This is a genomic window from Vibrio sp. 10N.261.52.C2, from assembly GCF_041471425.1.
Taxonomy (GTDB): domain Bacteria; phylum Pseudomonadota; class Gammaproteobacteria; order Enterobacterales; family Vibrionaceae; genus Vibrio; species Vibrio crassostreae_C.
In genome coordinates, this window is sequence record NZ_JBFROH010000061.1 from 1 (window position 1) to 15,747 (window position 15,747).

Sequence of the window (15,747 nt, forward strand, 5' to 3'; positions counted from 1 at the left end):
ATTGTTAAAGAGCTTTGCTTATCGAAACTTTCTTTTTACAAAGAAACCCTTGAAAGCGGACGTGAATTCTAGCGATTTAATCTTAAGTGTCAAACACTTTTTAAAATTAATTTGTTTCGAACTTTCCGTCTTACTGATTACCGCTGAAGCCTTGTGGCGTCTGCCGTGTCAGTGAGGCGGCATTATAGAGATCATCGTAAACATGGCAACCCCTTTTTTGATAAAAATTCAAAAAAGTTGCTTAAGTGTCTACTTTTACGTCAAAAGCGTCTTTCACAGGTCAAAGCTAATACAATTACAGGCATATCACTTAAAATTTTGCGACTAAATCTTTCGAAAATACCTCTATATCTAGTTCAATACTCCATTTATCACTCAGCTCTACGATGTTATCTAGCGACTGCTGAACCGTTTTTATCGTCAACGTATTATTGTCTAGGTCGTATACCTGTTTTTGCGTAGTGTAATAGAAGTAAAGGATAGTCAGCGCGTCTCGGTCGCCTTGTTCCGCTTTTGGCTGAATGCGCTTGAGCTTACGATAGATTTGATTGTGGATTTGTTTCAGGTTCCAAACATAAAGCGCTTCTTTGAAATACTCATGCCCTTTCACTCGGCTTGCGATAAACGCATTCAAAGCGACAGATAAGATCACCCCAAGTACGTTCAAATGAAAGTTCCCTGTCGATTCACCAGTAATTGAAGTCGCCGAGCCAAACAATTCGATCAGAATGGTGCCGAATACAATGGCAAACAATGCAAGTGACCCAACTAATGACACCAACAACAGGTTCATCTTCTTTCTATATTCTTCTTTATTAATCTTCTGTAACTTCACCGACAGCTTCCTTATGTAAGTCACTTTATAATTTTGCGCATACTATCTATGTAAACATTGGTTCGCTTCAACCCTTACCGTCTTGTAATGTGGTCATTCTCTATTTAATACTCAAAGTTCGCGGGTTGGTGCTAAGTGCAACTCCATTTGACTTCATTAATAGAAAAGAGTTACATACCGCCACAATTTTGGTTATTCATCAATTCATGTTGATAAAGCCCGTTTCGCTTTATCACATACTGACAAGGTACATTCCATGCGTTCATTTGTATTACGCGCTCGCGCAGCCCCTACAGAGAGCAAACTTATCTTAGAAGGTGTTGGGCAAGATGCTCATACTGAGATTCTGGCTCATACTCTGATGAACACGATCTTCGTTGCTCAATCTCACCGTGAGAATGTCACCGTACACCTTGTATTAGAAAGTACTAAAGACTTTTCACGTACGATCACTTTCGATTCAAATGAGATCACCAACATTGGTGGCTTTCATGAATCGGCATTGTTATCAGCGGTAGTAAGAGCGGTTGATGCTTCTCAAGGTATGACCAAAGAGCAGACTCGTCAGGTTGAACCGGGAATCGTCGTTCGCACTATGAGCTTTGAAAAGTTGGTCAAAGAACTGGCCGAAGACCACCAGCTGTACATGATGGATAAAAAAGGCGACTTTATCCGTGATGCAGAGATTGCGGAAAACCCATGTTTCCTTCTGACTGACCACATCCCAATGCCGAAGAAAAGCTACAACAGCTTAAAGCGCTTAGGTACAGAAAAGATCAGCTTAGGCCCGAACATGCTGTTTGCTTCTCAGTGTGTTGTGTTGATCAACAATGAGCTTGATCTAAGAGACTTCTGATTCAACTCATAGCTGTTGAAATAAAAATGGAGCGATCACGCTCCATTCACTCCTTTGTTCAGTTAACATCCGAACTAAAAACGAGCTTCAACTGTCATCCCTTCAACCCAATACTCTTCCGGCGGTGCTGTAATAAAGTCCAATACAACTTTCAAATACGCCGGCTGACCTTCAAACGGGCTTACTAACTGGCTTGGTAATTTGCTCACAACTTCTACCGAATCGGACACTTCAGCTTCAAAAGAGCTACCGTTAGGAAACTTTACCAACGCATTTGCTCCCTTTACCGCGTCTTCTAAATATTTAGGGTCTAGGTAAGCCACGATATGAGGAACGGTATTTTTTGCTATCGTCACTAGCTCATCGCCTTCAAAAACTCGCTGCCCTTCGACAACATGTATGTCTACGACGCGACCCGCATAGGGAGACTTTACCGATAACTCTTGCTCTCTTACACGCTTAAGGGCTAAATCTTTCATCAATGAACGTTTAGCCTGACTAACTGGTCCAGCTAACTCCCGCTCCTCTTCAGCCAATTTCGCGCTTTGATAATCAAGCTTTTGTTGATTCAACTGGTTGTTCAGCGAGTTACCCATTCCAACAATACTGGCATAATCCACATCCGATACTTGTCCTTTTTTACGATATTCTTCATAACGCTTTTGAATTTGCTGTACTTTACTGAGGTTCCGACGCGTTTCTGCAATACCGTTTAAGTGCAATGCTTCCATATCGCTTGGTAAATTGACTTTTAACCCTAACAGCTCCGCATGTATAAACTCAATTTGAGCTTCAATTTCCAAATTCGTCAATTGAATTGCAGTCTGTGCTCGCTCCACTTGAGTGCCGTCGTCTATGGGTATCGGCCCAACAATGCCTGCAACCTTAGCAGTCAGAGTAACTGGATAAGACGTAACAATAGCCGGAGCAATCACGAGAAAATTTGTCTTCAAGAAAAAATAAGCCACGAATAAAAGTGGGCTTATTACCAAGCTCAAGATCAAATACCAACGAAAGCGATAGCCCCCTCTTTTTGCTTGTCCGTAAGCAACCTTCACACCATCATCCGATTGAGGTTTGTTTTTTTTATCCAGATGAAATTTTACTTTCATTGCTAAAACCTTTTGCCTTTTTTCAATACCCACCAAGGAGCCATACTCGACTCTTCGTGACTTCTTCTAAATAATTCATTAATCATGGAGAACGCAGTAATCAAGCGCATAAAAAACTGATAAAAAGGATAGAGGGGTAGCCATTTAGCCATTCTTAGATCCTCTTTCTCCCTTTCAGAAACTAAACCAATGTAAACAGTAAAAAATAGAATTACGGTAAACAAATACACGCAATAAATTAGAATCATCAATGCAGCAACAAAATCAATTGAGTGAACCCAAAATATATAAAACATGAACACTGAAACTAGAATCGGCAGCAATACATTTTGCAATACACCATAAACGAGAGTGAAGATGAAATTCCCCCAACCCAGTAAACGGGGGGTTAGTCCTTCATTGTGTTTCCTCAAAAACAGAAACAATAAATCTCCGTCCCATCTAAGCCTTTGCTGTACTAATCCTTTTAAGGTATGAGGCACGTCAGTATGACCGACAGCTCTTGGTGCAAAAGCCAATCTATTATTTGGGTAGCGTTTCTTATATTGCTTAAGCCTCATCGTTAAATCGAGGTCTTCAGCCGTATGCGTATCCCAACCTCCAACTTGTTTTAATACATTTTTTCTAAATGCACCAAAGGCTCCAGAAATATTATTTAGCACTCCCCAATTTGAGAGCCCTGTTTTTCCTGCTTGCATAGACAACATATATTCTAGAGACTGCATACGAGTAAGTAAGTTGTCCTGCCAATTTCTTACACGCAACGCACCACCCGAAGCAATCACATTCTTGTCAGTAAATTGCTTCATCATTTGCAGTGCCATATCGTTATCAAAAGAAGTATCGCCATCAACATTTATAACAAAATCGCCGGTGGCATTATCTAAACCAGCATTCAATGTTGATACTCTTCCTCCCCTTTGCCACTTGGGTATAACTCGAACATTTCGATTTTTTACACATTGATGTCTCTGCTCACCTCGAATCGCAGCTTGATATGTATCTTCATTCTGAGCTGCGCCATCAACTACCGCTAACACTTCAATCTTTCCGGGATACAGTTGCTCAACTAGTGTATCTATCGTAATTTCAATCGCATCCCCTTCGCCATAACAAGTAATGACGAAAGATATGCTCGGGTATTCTGTTATCTCAATATCACTCTCAGAATAAGACCAACGAAATATCCCTGTTAACACGAGTAAAAAAAGTGGCAATTCAACAATAACCATCATGGGAAACAGCATGAGCCATAGCTCTGCATTTTCGAGTAACATCCCCCAAAAATATTGTTGAAGATTGAGGCTATTCGACAGCATAAATTTCGCCGACTTTACTCTCTAACCACGCCCCTACGTCCTCTTTAACCATGGGGTCAGGAAGGCTCCAAGCAAACACATTCAATGTAAAATCATCGTCTTCAATAAGTAGACAAAGGGCTTCTATTTTTTCACGCAGCACATTGATATGTTCCATCTTAGCTTTAGGCATAAATACGAAAAGAACATCACTTTTGTATTGACAACAAATATCTGAGTCTCTAAACAAACCGTTAAGGCGCTCAGTAATTTGCTCGATCAAAGCAAACATTTTCGCATCTCCATTCTTAGATACATATTGAGCTAAATCAGGAAGATGCAGACCTAGGAGAAGATGCTCTTCTTGATGACGGATAGCGATACGATTGACCCAATCAAGGAGGTTTGAAAAATACCCGCTGTCTACTTTGCCGCGTAGTGTCAGCTGTGGAGCAGATAATTTGACGCCGTGACGGAATATATACTCGCCCTGCACACCTAATTTTAATGAATAGATTTTCCTGACAACCAACTGAGAAACATCATTCTTGGCGTCACAACTAAAACAAACAGCCAAAGTCTCAGCTTCAGAAAAGGAATGAGAACAAACGTTACATGAATGAGTCTCTAACGGGCGGTCATAATCCACACCGATATGACGAAGTTGAGTTAAACATTTAGGGCATTCCAGTTTATGGTTACGTTTAAATTGTCCTTGTTCGGCTACATGACCACAGGTGAAACAATGTAATGAGACACGCTCGGTAATATCAATGTCTTTACATGAAGGGCACACTTCGATGTAATTCAAATGAGCACTAGCGCAGTCAGAACATACACGGATTCGATTGATCAACTCATCATATTCAAACGTATCACGCTTGGTTTCTGACAAAACAAAACGATATGTAGAACTTAACTCTGGATAATATAAGTCGACTAAAGGGTAAGAATATATCGATTTCAGAGTCAGGGAGTGATGAGGGACTAGTCGTCGATCTTGCTCCAACCCTAACCATCCAATTAAAGGGTCTAAAGCATCCGTCGATTCAGAAACACTGTTCAACGTTCTACTATGTTGGGTCAGTTCTTCCTCAATAGTATCTTGATTTAAAACTCCATCAGATAAACAAACTGATAATGCGCTAGTTTCAAATACATAAATCTTCCATGACCAAAACTTTCTGCAACGGTGAAGTTGACTTAATAAATCATCTTGTACACTGGCTTCCGTGTTTAGAAAAACTACACCACCTAACAACTCTGGCAGTTGCTCAATATCACTTACTTGTGCGATATCAAATCGATCTTCCGCATCAACGATTGGGGTCCCAAGACAGTAAATTTTTAATTTATCTCTCATTCATTAACTCCATACTTTTGACACTTCCACCGTCAAATAAACGTAACATTCTGAATATTAATGAATGCTATTGGATTGGTCGGCCTTATACAAATACTAGATATCGATGTAAAAACAGTCCAATTATTAACCAATAATATAAAATACTGACACCATTGCATTAACAACACGGAAACATATATATTAATGATAATTTTAAAATTATAGATATACAGCACTCCAAAAATTGGATAGCGATACTTTTTTCAGACTAATTACATCAACTTTCGGAGCAATGCCTCTCTCTAACTCATTCAATCTTATAAATTTCTCATATCACTTCTATACTGATTCCAATCTTAATTAATCGTGTTAAAGGCAAAGGATGAGCGTATTAACCGTATTCTTCTGTGGTACAGGCTCAAACTCAGAAGACAACAACCACAAAAACTATGTTTCTGGCGAATTGATTTCGACGCTAGCGAAGAATGCAACGGGCAGAGACATGATTGACTACATTCAAGTGGATGGCGTTGGCAGTGGGAATCAGAACGAATGGTTGAAGCAAGGTAAGGACGACACGTATTCTGGAGTTAAGGGAACATTGCTAGGCAAAGGCATCGACAGCAACATGCGTCATGTACTGAATATCTTGCGCGGAAGCCAACAAGATAAGAATAACTACATGAAGAGAGCAAAAGGACTGCTTAGTGAATCTCGCCCAGAAAAATCAGCTTGGCCTTTCGCAACCAACCAAAAATATCAGGATTGGTTGAAAGACTCACAAGCACTGGCAGCCGATCTAAAACAAGGTATCGCTGCTCGCCAACAGAACATAGCGATTGAACACCAAACCAAGCCCATTAGCCAAATTAACATCGTAGGTTGGAGCCGTGGTGGTGTGAGTTGCTTTGAATTGGCGAACCGAATGCTCAAAGATCCCAAGCTTAGCCATATTCCCGTCAACATCTTTGCGTGTGACCCCGTTCCTGGTGGGATGAACGCATTCAAGGATTACAAATTACTGGGCAAAAACGTCAAACAGATCGTATGTGTTTTTGCTGAAGACGAACGCTCATTGGCTTTCAAAGCGAGAATGCCACGCTTGTCCCCTTCCACTAAATATTACACAACCGACATGCCAGGCCGACACGGTACTTTGGTAGGGAATGCGAATAGTTCCGGCGGAAGCAAAGGCGCGGGATTACTTACCGGCCCAGAACTGGTGACAAGAGATTTCATGGAAAAGGTATTAACCGGTTGGGGCACGCAGCTTAAACCAAGTACGACATTGAACTTTTCTAGGCAGCGCATCATCGAGCTATACGAGCAAATGCGTAGTAATGAAGATCACTTCAATAAGATGCACGGCAAAGAACCGACTGTTATGGACAAGTAAAGATCGAATCGGTCAGCAGAGAGAGCGTCGCTACGGGATTCCAATGTATCGCTTTCAGTTCCCCGGAATCACTAACAATTACGGCGATGCCATTAATCGTCATCACTGTGATGTGTTAGCCACTAATGCTTTCGCTGCATACGGTACTTCGGCTGCGCTGCCAAACGCAGTCTGATAATCATGCTTTGTTAAACACATTTCAGGACGGGACAACCTAAGCAAAAAAAGAGCTCAACTATGTGAGCTCTTTTTTATTATCTATCTCTTTGTATCAATGGTGTTATCTCGAAATCAGACCTGATTAACCAAAGATGAAGCTGTATAGGAAGCCTGCACCCATCGCCATGCTTAGGATAACGAATAGGAATGCTGCAATCATTTGGTTCTTGAAGATTGATTTAAGCAGGATAACTTCCGTCAAACTTGCACCTGCACTACCAATGATCAATGCCATTACTGAACCCAACGCCATACCTTTCTGTACTAGAGCTGCACTTAATGGGATTACCGCTTCAGCACGAATGTACAGTGGAATACCAATCACGGCAGCTACTGGAATCGCATACCACATACCTTCACCAGCGTACTGTGCAATTAGGTCTGTAGGAATGAAGCCGTAGATGAATGAACCAATCGCGATACCCATCATTAGGTAAGGGAAAACTTGTTTGAAGTCTTTCCAAGTTGAGAACCAAATTCTCATCCAACGACTAGGTTCTTTCTTCTCTACGATTTCAGCTGTTGCGCTTCCATCCGCTGAACAGCATGAAACCGTTACTTGTGGCTCTTCTTTTTTAGAATCGCAGCAAGATGTCTCTTTCGCCATTACGGGTGCAGGTTCGCCACATGCACTTGTACCACATGAAGATTCTGCTTTAACCGGTGCTGCTTTCTTAGGAGCAGAATCACCACAGCTAGTGCCACAGCTTGAAGCTGAACCTGTTGATTCATACGCTTCAGGTTTTACGTAACGCTCAAAGCCAAGCTTCTCAAGTGCGTAACCAGCCACTACAGACACCGTCATTGCTACAAGGAAGTAGAACACAGCAACTTGCCAACCGAAGGTAATCACAAACAAACCAATGATCACTGGGTTCAATAGTGGGCTACCAAATAGGAACACCATCATTGGACCGAAACCCGCTCTTGCACGCAGCAATCCTTTTAAGAAAGGAATGGTCGAACATGAACAGAAAGGTGTAATTGCACCCAGTAGTGCTGCTACTACATAACCCTTACCATTACGTGAGCTCAGGATAGATTGAATCTTTTCTGGTGTAAGGAACTCTTGAAGAATCCCAACAATGTAGCTGATCGCTAAGAAAAAGATAATTAGCTCTACTGCTAAGAAAGCGAACATATCAAGTGCGTCTTTCAGCATTGTTAACATTTCATTGCTCATAATTAACTCCAAACTGGATTGAAGGTCGGGCTCTATGAGAAAAGTAACCAACCCTTAATTTCGAATATTCTCGAATTATAGAAATAAACAGCTCCAGAACAAGCATTATTTCGATAAAAATCGAAATGATTTTCGAAAACACAGTTTTTCAATAACTTACACAGACACCGTTTTTAAATTTGAATTCGACATACATTTCGACTAACATCGAAATTAAATCTTGAGGAGTTAATATGAACTTAGAAGTCGTTGCGAAAGCACTTAAAGAGTTGGGGCACCCTATTCGCCTAACCATTTATAAGAGTGTCGTTAAAGCTGGCTACCAAGGCATTGCAGTTGGCGGCCTACAAGAAGAGCTAGGCATTCCCGGTTCTACCTTGTCTCACCACATATCAAGCTTGGCGTCTGCGGGTTTAATCAGCCAAAGACGAGAAGGAAGAACGTTATTCTGCGTGGCGGAGTATGAATGTCTAGAAGGCGTGATTGATTTCTTACAAGACGAGTGTTGCGTAAATGAACAGTGCAACTAAGGCACCTTTGAATAGGGCATCTTTGGACTTAGAACAGGTTTGGGCTGAATATCAGCAAGCGTTAAAGTCATTCCTGTATTCCAAGGTCAACAACTCTGCGGATGTAGACGACTTGCTTCAAGATATCTTGATTAAGACCTATCAGAACTTAGATAAGGTACAAGATGCTAGCAGTGTTAAGGCTTGGCTGTTCCAGTTAGCCAACAACACCATTATCGACTTCTACCGTAAGCATGCACGCCAACAACGTGATAGCCAAATTGATGCTGAAGATCTGTGGTTTACCGATTTAGACCACGACTCTGAATTTAAGCAGAAACTTTCATTGTGTATTGAACCTTTTATTCAGGTACTGCCAGAACAAAGCTCATCGTTACTGCTTGCTGTCGACATCAAAGGCCAAAGCCAAAAAGAGATCGCAGAGGCGCAAAACGTCAGCTACTCAACGGTTAAGTCTCGCGTTCAGAAAAGTCGTTGGGATCTTAAGAACCTGTTTGAAGAGTGCTGTAACCTGTCACTTGATCAACAAGGCAATGTGATTGATTGCGAGCTTAAGCCGAACGCCAGCTGCGGCAAGTGTTAATCGTTACATCGAATCCGTTATTTCAATAGAACAAAGCCAGCAATTAATGCTGGCTTTGTTGTTTTCATAATCTGCAAATCACTCTTTACTTAAGCAAATCTAGAGCTTGAGCGAACCGAACTATGCTGCTTCCGCTTTTACCACAGGTTGATAGCGCCCCGGTTTATGATTCATTGCTAGAATCAAGTTGGTGACTATCGCACCAAGCACAGACAGAAGAACCAATGACACATCAACAATGAACAGAGAAAGCACAACAATCGTGCAGTCTAATGCCATCTGAACCTTACCTGCTCGAATTCCAAAACGTTCTTGTAAGAACAACGCCAGAATGTTGAAGCCACCTAAGCTCATCTTGTGACGGAAAATCACCAGCATGCCGGTACCAATCAAGCCACCACCAAGTAAAGCTGCATACAATGCATGAATTTCGGCAATTTGAATCACGTGATACAAGTGATCCACGGCGAACGAAACAATCGAAACCGCTATAAACGTATTGATTGTGAAGCGCCAGCCCATACGAGCAACCGACAAAATATAGAAAGGTAAGTTAAGTGCGAAGAATACTTGGCCAAAGCTCAAATCTGTTACTTTGGTAATGAAGATCGCTAGACCAGCCGTGCCCCCGGTGAGCAAACCGACTTGGTTGAAAAAGATAACGCCGAGTGAAACCAATGCGCTACCTAAGATCAGTGCCAGTAAGTTTTCGCGAAGATTATGATCTTTATCCATGTGAATGACTCTCCCTGAATCTTTTAACATCGCGTTTCAGTAGTCTTGAAACGATTTATGCCCAAATTTACGATGTTTGACAGATAAGTCGAGTGAACGAGCAATGTTGCTTAGTGATTAGTTTGTATATTAGTTTTTACAGCTTTGTGAAACTTTAAATTAAACAGCTAGTTATAAGCCTTAATTTAGACTTTCATTCTTAATTAGATACTTGTTTCTATTAACTAACGAGCTTCAAGTTTTCTTATTTATTGAGCGCGTTTTATACCAATTCCAATCAAGCGACAATCTATGCATAAAACGCATAGACTACATCACAAATGGTCATTTGATACATACCCGACTCATCACTATGATGCGCGACTTCTTACAACATTGAGCGCATGTCAACACCGTATGTTTTCACAATCTCTTTTTGCCCAACTTGCCAGAATGACGTTATTCCTCGTCATTAGTTTGGTTATTGTGCATCACAGTCAGCCATTGATTGATCTCTTGGCTCAGCATGCCGTAAGCAGTGGTTGCCACCAGCAGTCAGGGCATGATCATTCTGGGCACGAACATCACCATGAGATGACTGACCAACACATGTCAGCGCAAGACCACTCACATCACCACCATTAATTTAAGAGTATTAGAATGAGCATTTTCCGTTTTCCTTTACTGGTATGGCTAGGGATAGGCACACTTATTATCAGTCTAGGGATCAGACAATCATTCGGCATTTTCATGATGCCAATTTCAGAGCATTTCGGCACGGGTCGAGAGTTTTTCAGCTTCTCTATTGCTCTACAAAACTTATTGTTCGGTGTGTTCCAACCTTTTGTTGGTATGGCCGCTGACAAATGGGGAGCAAGACGCATCATTATTGCTGGCGCATGTGCTTACGGTTTGGGTTTACTTCTTACCTCAATTTCTACCGAATCGAGCATGCTTTACGTTTCGTTAGGCGCACTGGTTGGTCTTGGCTTGAGTGCGACAAGTTACGTGATCGTGCTTGGCGCAGTAGCGAAAGTTGTACCAGCAGAGCACGCGGCTAAGGCGTTTGGCTTAACCACGGCTGCAGGTTCATTTGGTATGTTCGCGGTAATTCCGGGCGCACAATACATGCTGAATGAATTTGACTGGCAGAGTGCGATGCAAGTGTTTGGCGTACTGTGTTGTTTGATGATCTCTTTTGCGCTGTTCATGCGAGCGCCTAAAGCAGCCTCAAACAAACAAGCGCAAGCTGAAGAGAACCAAACACTCAAAGAAGCGTTGTCTGAAGCGTTTGCTCACAAAGGTTACTGGTTGATTCACGCGGGCTTCTTCGTGTGCGGTTTCCACGTAATGTTTATCGCAACGCACTTACCGAGCTATTTAGCAGATAAAGACCTACCCGCGAGCAGCGCTGCGATGGCACTGGCTTACGTTGGCATCTTCAACATCTTTGGGTCTTACTTCTGGGGTGTAATGGGCGACAAGTTCAGCAAACGCCACGTTATGTCTGCACTGTACTTAGTGCGTACTGTGGTTATCGGTGCGTTTGTGACTCTGCCTGTGACTGAATCAACCGCGGCTATCTTCGGTGCGGCCATTGGATTCTGTTGGTTGGGTACAGTTCCGCTAACGTCTGGTTTAGTTCGTCAGATCTTCGGTGCCCGTTACCTATCAACGTTGTACGGCTTGGTGTTCTTTACTCACCAAGTGGGTAGCTTCTTAGGCGCTTGGGTTGGTGGTCGTATTTACGATTACTACGGTTCTTACGAGCCAATCTGGTGGTCAACGGTGGTGCTGGCATTTGCAGCAGCACTTATCCATTTACCAATCAATGACAAGCCCATTGAGCGACTGAAATTGGCAATGGCTTAACGTTTTATGCTGACTCCCCCACTAGCGTAAACAAGTCGTTCCAATAAAGCGAGTGAGTATTGAAAGGAAGCATCCTGAGATACTCACTCGCTTTTTTGTTGGTCGTTATAGTAGAAATTATAACTAGCGAAACTGGCATAAAGCTCACTGAATAATAAGACTATTATTTTAGTTTTCATTTATAGTATCCACCCGCTCCTTTAAAACTAATCCGCAGGCTTATGGAATACATAGATCAGACTGTCCTTATCGCAATGACACTCATTTTTGTCGGCTCGTTTGTGCAAACCGCAATCGGCTTTGGTTTGGCCATTGTTGCAGCCCCACTGCTGTTTTTGGTCTCTCCAGATTATGTGCCTGCGCCTATCTGTTTGATCGGTCTGTTTATCTCGTTATTCAACGCTTTTAAACATAGAGCAAATATCTCTATTGGCGGATTAAAAATCGCATTGCTGGGCCGTATTCCTGGGTCACTGGCAGGTGGTGCTTTGTTGGTGATGGTTTCAACGAGCGTGTTATCACTATGGTTGGGCTTATTGGTAGTATTTGCCGTGATTGTTAGCCTACTGCCCTTTAGACTCGAACCAACCCCAACTAAGATGGGTATTGCGGGGTTCTTCTCTGGGTTCTTTGGCACCAGTTCTGGTATTGGTGGTCCACCGATGGCACTGCTACTCCAACACCAAGATGCCAATCAGCTTCGTGGTAACCTTTCTGCGTTTTTCGTGTTTAGTTCGATCATTTCGTTGGTTGTACAGATCCCAATTGGCTTCTTCACGCTACACCACTTGATCATCACTATACCTTTGCTGCCTGCTGCTTGGTTGGGTTACAAAGTGGCGTTAATGACGACACAAAGCATCCCTAAAGAGAAGATACGCATTGGTTCATTACTGCTATGTTCTCTCAGTGGCTTTACGGCAATCTGGCAGGGTTTAGCTGGCTAGTTATTGGCGATAAAGACAAGAAGAAGAAAGACATCTTAGAAAACCAACACAAACACCCAGTAGATAAAAGGACGCTCTATGACTTACGACGAATTCAACGCATTCTGCGAGTCACTGCCTGCAACCAGTTATGTGATGCAGTGGAATAACTCGCACGTTTGGAAAGTGGGTGGCAAGGTGTTTGCGATTGGTGGTTGGGGACCGAAAGATGAGCCTGCGTTTATCTTCAAGGCATCTGATCAGAACTTCGATTTTCTGAAAGAGGAACCCGGTTATAAACCTGCTCCCTACTTTGCTTCGCGTGGTATGAAATGGATTCAGCTGTTTGAAAGCACGCCAGAAAGGGATGAGGAGCTGAGATACTACCTCACTGAGTCACACCGAATTGTGTCCTTAGGTCTAACCAAAAAGAAACAAGCAGAGCTAGGGCTCAATCAATAACGTTTATTACGTACTGCTAGTCTGAGCCCTTCTTTTACAGTGAGGAAGGCTCCCTAAGAAGTCTGTTTCAAAAATGCAGGTAAATAGCGTTCTATTTTTTGCTCTGAGATAAGCGGCACCAATAAATAGATCAAACCCGCAAAGGCAATAGATCCGGCTAAGTCTTCTGGTCGATGCATGCCAAGCCAAACACGGCTATAGGCGACACCACCAGCCCAAACCAGTAAACCGCCGACTAGATAAAAGCGTTTCGCCTCTAGGAGAAGACCACCAAAGAACGCCAAACACACACCGACAAAGATCATATGTCCAGATGGGAAAGAGTAGTCCGTTTCACCCAGCCAGTGACGCGTTCGCCACTCGCTCACCTTATCTTGTACAGACTCAATCGCAGCATTCTTTTCAACCAATGGTAATTCGTAAAACACTTCCGGCATATCAACCACTTCCTGCGTCACCAAATACTCAGAATAAGGACGAGGGCTCTCAGTGGAATGCTTTAAGAAGGTTTTCGCTGCAAAGCTAAGCACCAACAACAAGCCGAGCTGCAGACAAAGACTGACTAACTTAGCTTTGGAAAACTTCATCGTGAACAATACTAAAGACAAAATCGCTAGCGTTACCAAGAATCCTTGATTGCCCGCAGAGTAAGTCACAAACGTTATGAAGGCTCCATAGAAAGGCAAAACAGCACTTCCAAGGTCGAAGTCAGATCCAAAGATCAAAAAGGGTATGAGGGAATACAAACTTAGAACGAGCAGTAATAAGCCTTTGGATTTGTTAGAGAACAGAGAAGTCATGGCTAAGATCTTTTAGATAAAGTGGTCGGATGCTATCGCAGCTTAGCATCGTCAATATCAATTTTATGTCAAAACGGTCAGTCAGCCGTCATGGTGTAACAATATTCGATTAATGGACCTCTTGAGTATTGATTCGGTGAACAGCCACGCCAGCACCAATAATGTTCAACATCCATTTATGTTCATAGAGATAGCAAAAACCACTGAAACCAGACGAGACAAAGGCATCATCCCACTAAGTAGACTACCGGACGCGTTCTGCTGATAAAGTGAACACTTACCGGATTATAAGGCCAGAATCTTAAAAACTTTGCTGTCAGTCCTTTAAATCCACTATTGAAAGGATTACCATCTGGTCTGCTTTCAAAAGCAAAACAGATTATTAATTTTTATTCTCAGGGCGGGGCGAAATTCCCCACCGGCGGTATGTCCTTAGCAAAATCTAAAGATAAGCCCGCGAGCGCTCGATTCGTCGAGGTCAGCAGATCTGGTGAGATGCCAGAGCCGACGGTTATAGTCCGGATGAGAGAGAATGAAAACACACTCGTTTAAGTTGGAAAGGCGCGCCCATTTATTGGGTTCATGCTTCCAACTTAGACGGGTGCATTTCGTTTTGGATAAAACCATAATGAGCTAATACCAATCACAGTAAATAAATGATCAGAGATAGCGCAGGAAAAACGCTTGAGAACAAGGCAAAATTTTTCGATAAGTAGTTATTCTACAGTCAAAAATTCTAACGCCGTTATCAAGGGTTTTAACCAGCTAGAATGACCAGTTGTTTACTACGATTGGTACAAGTTACTTGTAATGAGTAGGCTTTGTTGTGCTCGGTTGAGATCCCTCATACAGCCCTGATTCTGGTGATATTTTAGGAGTTTAACCATGAATCAGTCTTCACTACTTGCCGAATTTGGCGAACCAATCACTCGCGTTGAAAACGCACTGCAAGCTCTACGCGAAGGTCGTGGCGTACTTCTACTTGACGATGAAGATCGTGAGAACGAAGGCGACATCATCTACTCAGTAGAACACCTGACGAATGCTCAAATGGCGCTTATGATCCGCGAATGCAGCGGCATTGTGTGCCTGTGTCTAACTGACGAGCAAGCGAACCAACTTGAACTTCCACCTATGGTTGTTGATAACAACAGCGCAAACCAAACTGCGTTTACCGTAACTATCGAAGCGAAAGTTGGCGTAACAACAGGTGTTTCTGCCGCTGACCGTGTAACAACGATCAAGACAGCTGCAAATCCAACAGCTAAGCCTACTGACCTTGCTCGCCCTGGCCACGTATTCCCATTGCGTGCTCGTAAAGGTGGTGTACTTACTCGTCGCGGCCACACAGAAGGCACAGTGGATCTTATGCAAATGGCTGGTCTTCAATCTGCCGGTGTACTGTGTGAAGTAACAAACCCAGATGGCACGATGGCAAAAGCGCCAGAGATCGTTGCTTTCGGTAAAATGCACAACATGCCAGTTCTGACCATTGAAGATATGGTTATGTACCGTACTGAGTTCGACCTTAAGCTTGCATAACGCTTAATCGTCAGTGTCCAGCGCTGGCGATAATTGGATCGCTAATAAATATTGAAAGGCCTAATTCTTTAATG

General features: G+C 42.6%; 17 protein-coding genes and 1 riboswitch. Of the genes, 9 read left to right on the top strand and 8 right to left on the bottom strand.

What is annotated here, in order from left to right; all coding sequences use genetic code 11:
* Window positions 1–310: 310 nt before the first annotated feature.
* Window positions 311–835, bottom strand: a complete 525-nt coding sequence (locus tag AB4307_RS20110; RefSeq protein ID WP_017070390.1) for a DUF3087 family protein — start codon at window positions 833–835, stop codon at window positions 311–313.
* A gap of 256 nt (window positions 836–1,091) precedes the next feature.
* Here AB4307_RS20110 and trmY point away from each other — a divergent pair, with 256 nt between their 5' ends.
* Complete coding sequence (gene trmY / locus AB4307_RS20115; RefSeq protein ID WP_151418100.1) at window positions 1,092–1,691, top strand: tRNA (pseudouridine(54)-N(1))-methyltransferase TrmY; 600 nt, start codon at window positions 1,092–1,094, stop codon at window positions 1,689–1,691.
* A gap of 74 nt (window positions 1,692–1,765) precedes the next feature.
* On the opposite strand, the gene AB4307_RS20120 is transcribed toward trmY, so the two are convergent.
* Genes AB4307_RS20120 through AB4307_RS20130 form a run of 3 tightly spaced genes read right to left on the bottom strand, consistent with a single transcriptional unit; the run spans window position 1,766 to window position 5,464 of the window.
* A complete protein-coding gene (locus AB4307_RS20120) occupies window positions 1,766–2,839 on the bottom strand; it encodes an HlyD family secretion protein (protein ID WP_372133195.1) in 1,074 nt (357 codons plus the stop codon).
* Complete coding sequence (locus AB4307_RS20125; RefSeq protein WP_372133198.1) at window positions 2,806–4,122, bottom strand: glycosyltransferase family 2 protein; 1,317 nt, start codon at window positions 4,120–4,122, stop codon at window positions 2,806–2,808. The genes AB4307_RS20120 and AB4307_RS20125 overlap by 34 nt, the downstream gene beginning before the upstream one ends.
* Window positions 4,109–5,464 carry a TackOD1 domain-containing metal-binding protein gene (locus AB4307_RS20130; RefSeq protein ID WP_372133201.1) on the bottom strand — a complete coding sequence of 452 codons (1,356 nt, stop codon included), beginning with the start codon at window positions 5,462–5,464 and terminating at the stop codon, window positions 4,109–4,111. Before AB4307_RS20130 ends, AB4307_RS20125 begins: the two co-directional genes overlap by 14 nt.
* Window positions 5,465–5,828: 364 nt before the next feature.
* Here AB4307_RS20130 and AB4307_RS20135 point away from each other — a divergent pair, with 364 nt between their 5' ends.
* Window positions 5,829–6,842, top strand: a complete 1,014-nt coding sequence (locus AB4307_RS20135; protein WP_372133204.1) for a hypothetical protein — start codon at window positions 5,829–5,831, stop codon at window positions 6,840–6,842.
* Window positions 6,843–6,885: 43 nt separating this feature from the next.
* Window positions 6,886–7,017 (top strand): hypothetical protein, encoded by a 132-nt coding sequence (locus AB4307_RS20140; protein ID WP_372133207.1) that lies wholly within the window; start codon window positions 6,886–6,888, stop codon window positions 7,015–7,017.
* Window positions 7,018–7,143: 126 nt separating this feature from the next.
* On the opposite strand, the gene AB4307_RS20145 is transcribed toward AB4307_RS20140, so the two are convergent.
* A complete protein-coding gene (locus AB4307_RS20145; protein ID WP_017061701.1) occupies window positions 7,144–8,244 on the bottom strand; it encodes a permease in 1,101 nt (366 codons plus the stop codon).
* Between the two features lie 233 nt (window positions 8,245–8,477).
* Here AB4307_RS20145 and AB4307_RS20150 point away from each other — a divergent pair, with 233 nt between their 5' ends.
* Together AB4307_RS20150 and sigZ are read left to right on the top strand one after the other, a co-directional pair.
* Window positions 8,478–8,774, top strand: a complete 297-nt coding sequence (locus AB4307_RS20150) for an ArsR/SmtB family transcription factor (protein WP_004733042.1) — start codon at window positions 8,478–8,480, stop codon at window positions 8,772–8,774.
* A complete protein-coding gene (gene sigZ, locus AB4307_RS20155) occupies window positions 8,758–9,357 on the top strand; it encodes an RNA polymerase sigma factor SigZ (RefSeq protein ID WP_372133210.1) in 600 nt (199 codons plus the stop codon). The genes AB4307_RS20150 and sigZ overlap by 17 nt, the downstream gene beginning before the upstream one ends.
* A gap of 120 nt (window positions 9,358–9,477) precedes the next feature.
* On the opposite strand, the gene AB4307_RS20160 is transcribed toward sigZ, so the two are convergent.
* Window positions 9,478–10,092 (bottom strand): DUF6198 family protein, encoded by a 615-nt coding sequence (locus AB4307_RS20160; RefSeq protein WP_017065874.1) that lies wholly within the window; start codon window positions 10,090–10,092, stop codon window positions 9,478–9,480.
* Between the two features lie 460 nt (window positions 10,093–10,552).
* The gene (locus AB4307_RS20165; RefSeq protein ID WP_017061698.1) at window positions 10,553–10,702 is read right to left on the bottom strand and encodes a hypothetical protein; all 150 of its coding nucleotides are present in this window, start codon (window positions 10,700–10,702) and stop codon (window positions 10,553–10,555) included.
* Between the two features lie 29 nt (window positions 10,703–10,731).
* On the opposite strand from AB4307_RS20165, the gene AB4307_RS20170 reads away from it, so the two are divergent.
* From AB4307_RS20170 to AB4307_RS20180, 3 genes are all read left to right on the top strand, one after another.
* On the top strand, window positions 10,732–11,943 hold the full coding sequence (locus AB4307_RS20170) for an MFS transporter (RefSeq protein ID WP_017061697.1): 1,212 nt from the start codon (window positions 10,732–10,734) through the stop codon (window positions 11,941–11,943).
* Between the two features lie 221 nt (window positions 11,944–12,164).
* Complete coding sequence (locus AB4307_RS20175; RefSeq protein ID WP_170962367.1) at window positions 12,165–12,890, top strand: sulfite exporter TauE/SafE family protein; 726 nt, start codon at window positions 12,165–12,167, stop codon at window positions 12,888–12,890.
* 78 nt (window positions 12,891–12,968) lie between these two features.
* Entirely contained in the window at window positions 12,969–13,331 is a 363-nt protein-coding gene (locus tag AB4307_RS20180; protein ID WP_017631586.1) for an MmcQ/YjbR family DNA-binding protein, read from the top strand.
* A gap of 53 nt (window positions 13,332–13,384) precedes the next feature.
* Here the strand turns inward: AB4307_RS20180 and AB4307_RS20185 are convergent, their stop codons facing one another.
* Window positions 13,385–14,131, bottom strand: coding sequence for a phosphatase PAP2 family protein (locus AB4307_RS20185; protein ID WP_017064917.1), 747 nt, complete (start codon window positions 14,129–14,131; stop codon window positions 13,385–13,387).
* 387 nt (window positions 14,132–14,518) lie between these two features.
* A riboswitch (FMN riboswitch) is annotated at window positions 14,519–14,669 on the top strand.
* Window positions 14,670–15,016: 347 nt separating this feature from the next.
* Between AB4307_RS20185 and ribB the strand changes: the two genes are divergently transcribed.
* Window positions 15,017–15,673: a 3,4-dihydroxy-2-butanone-4-phosphate synthase gene (ribB, locus tag AB4307_RS20190; protein WP_372133213.1), complete on the top strand. Its 657-nt coding sequence runs from the start codon at window positions 15,017–15,019 to the stop codon at window positions 15,671–15,673.
* Window positions 15,674–15,747 lie beyond the last annotated feature (74 nt).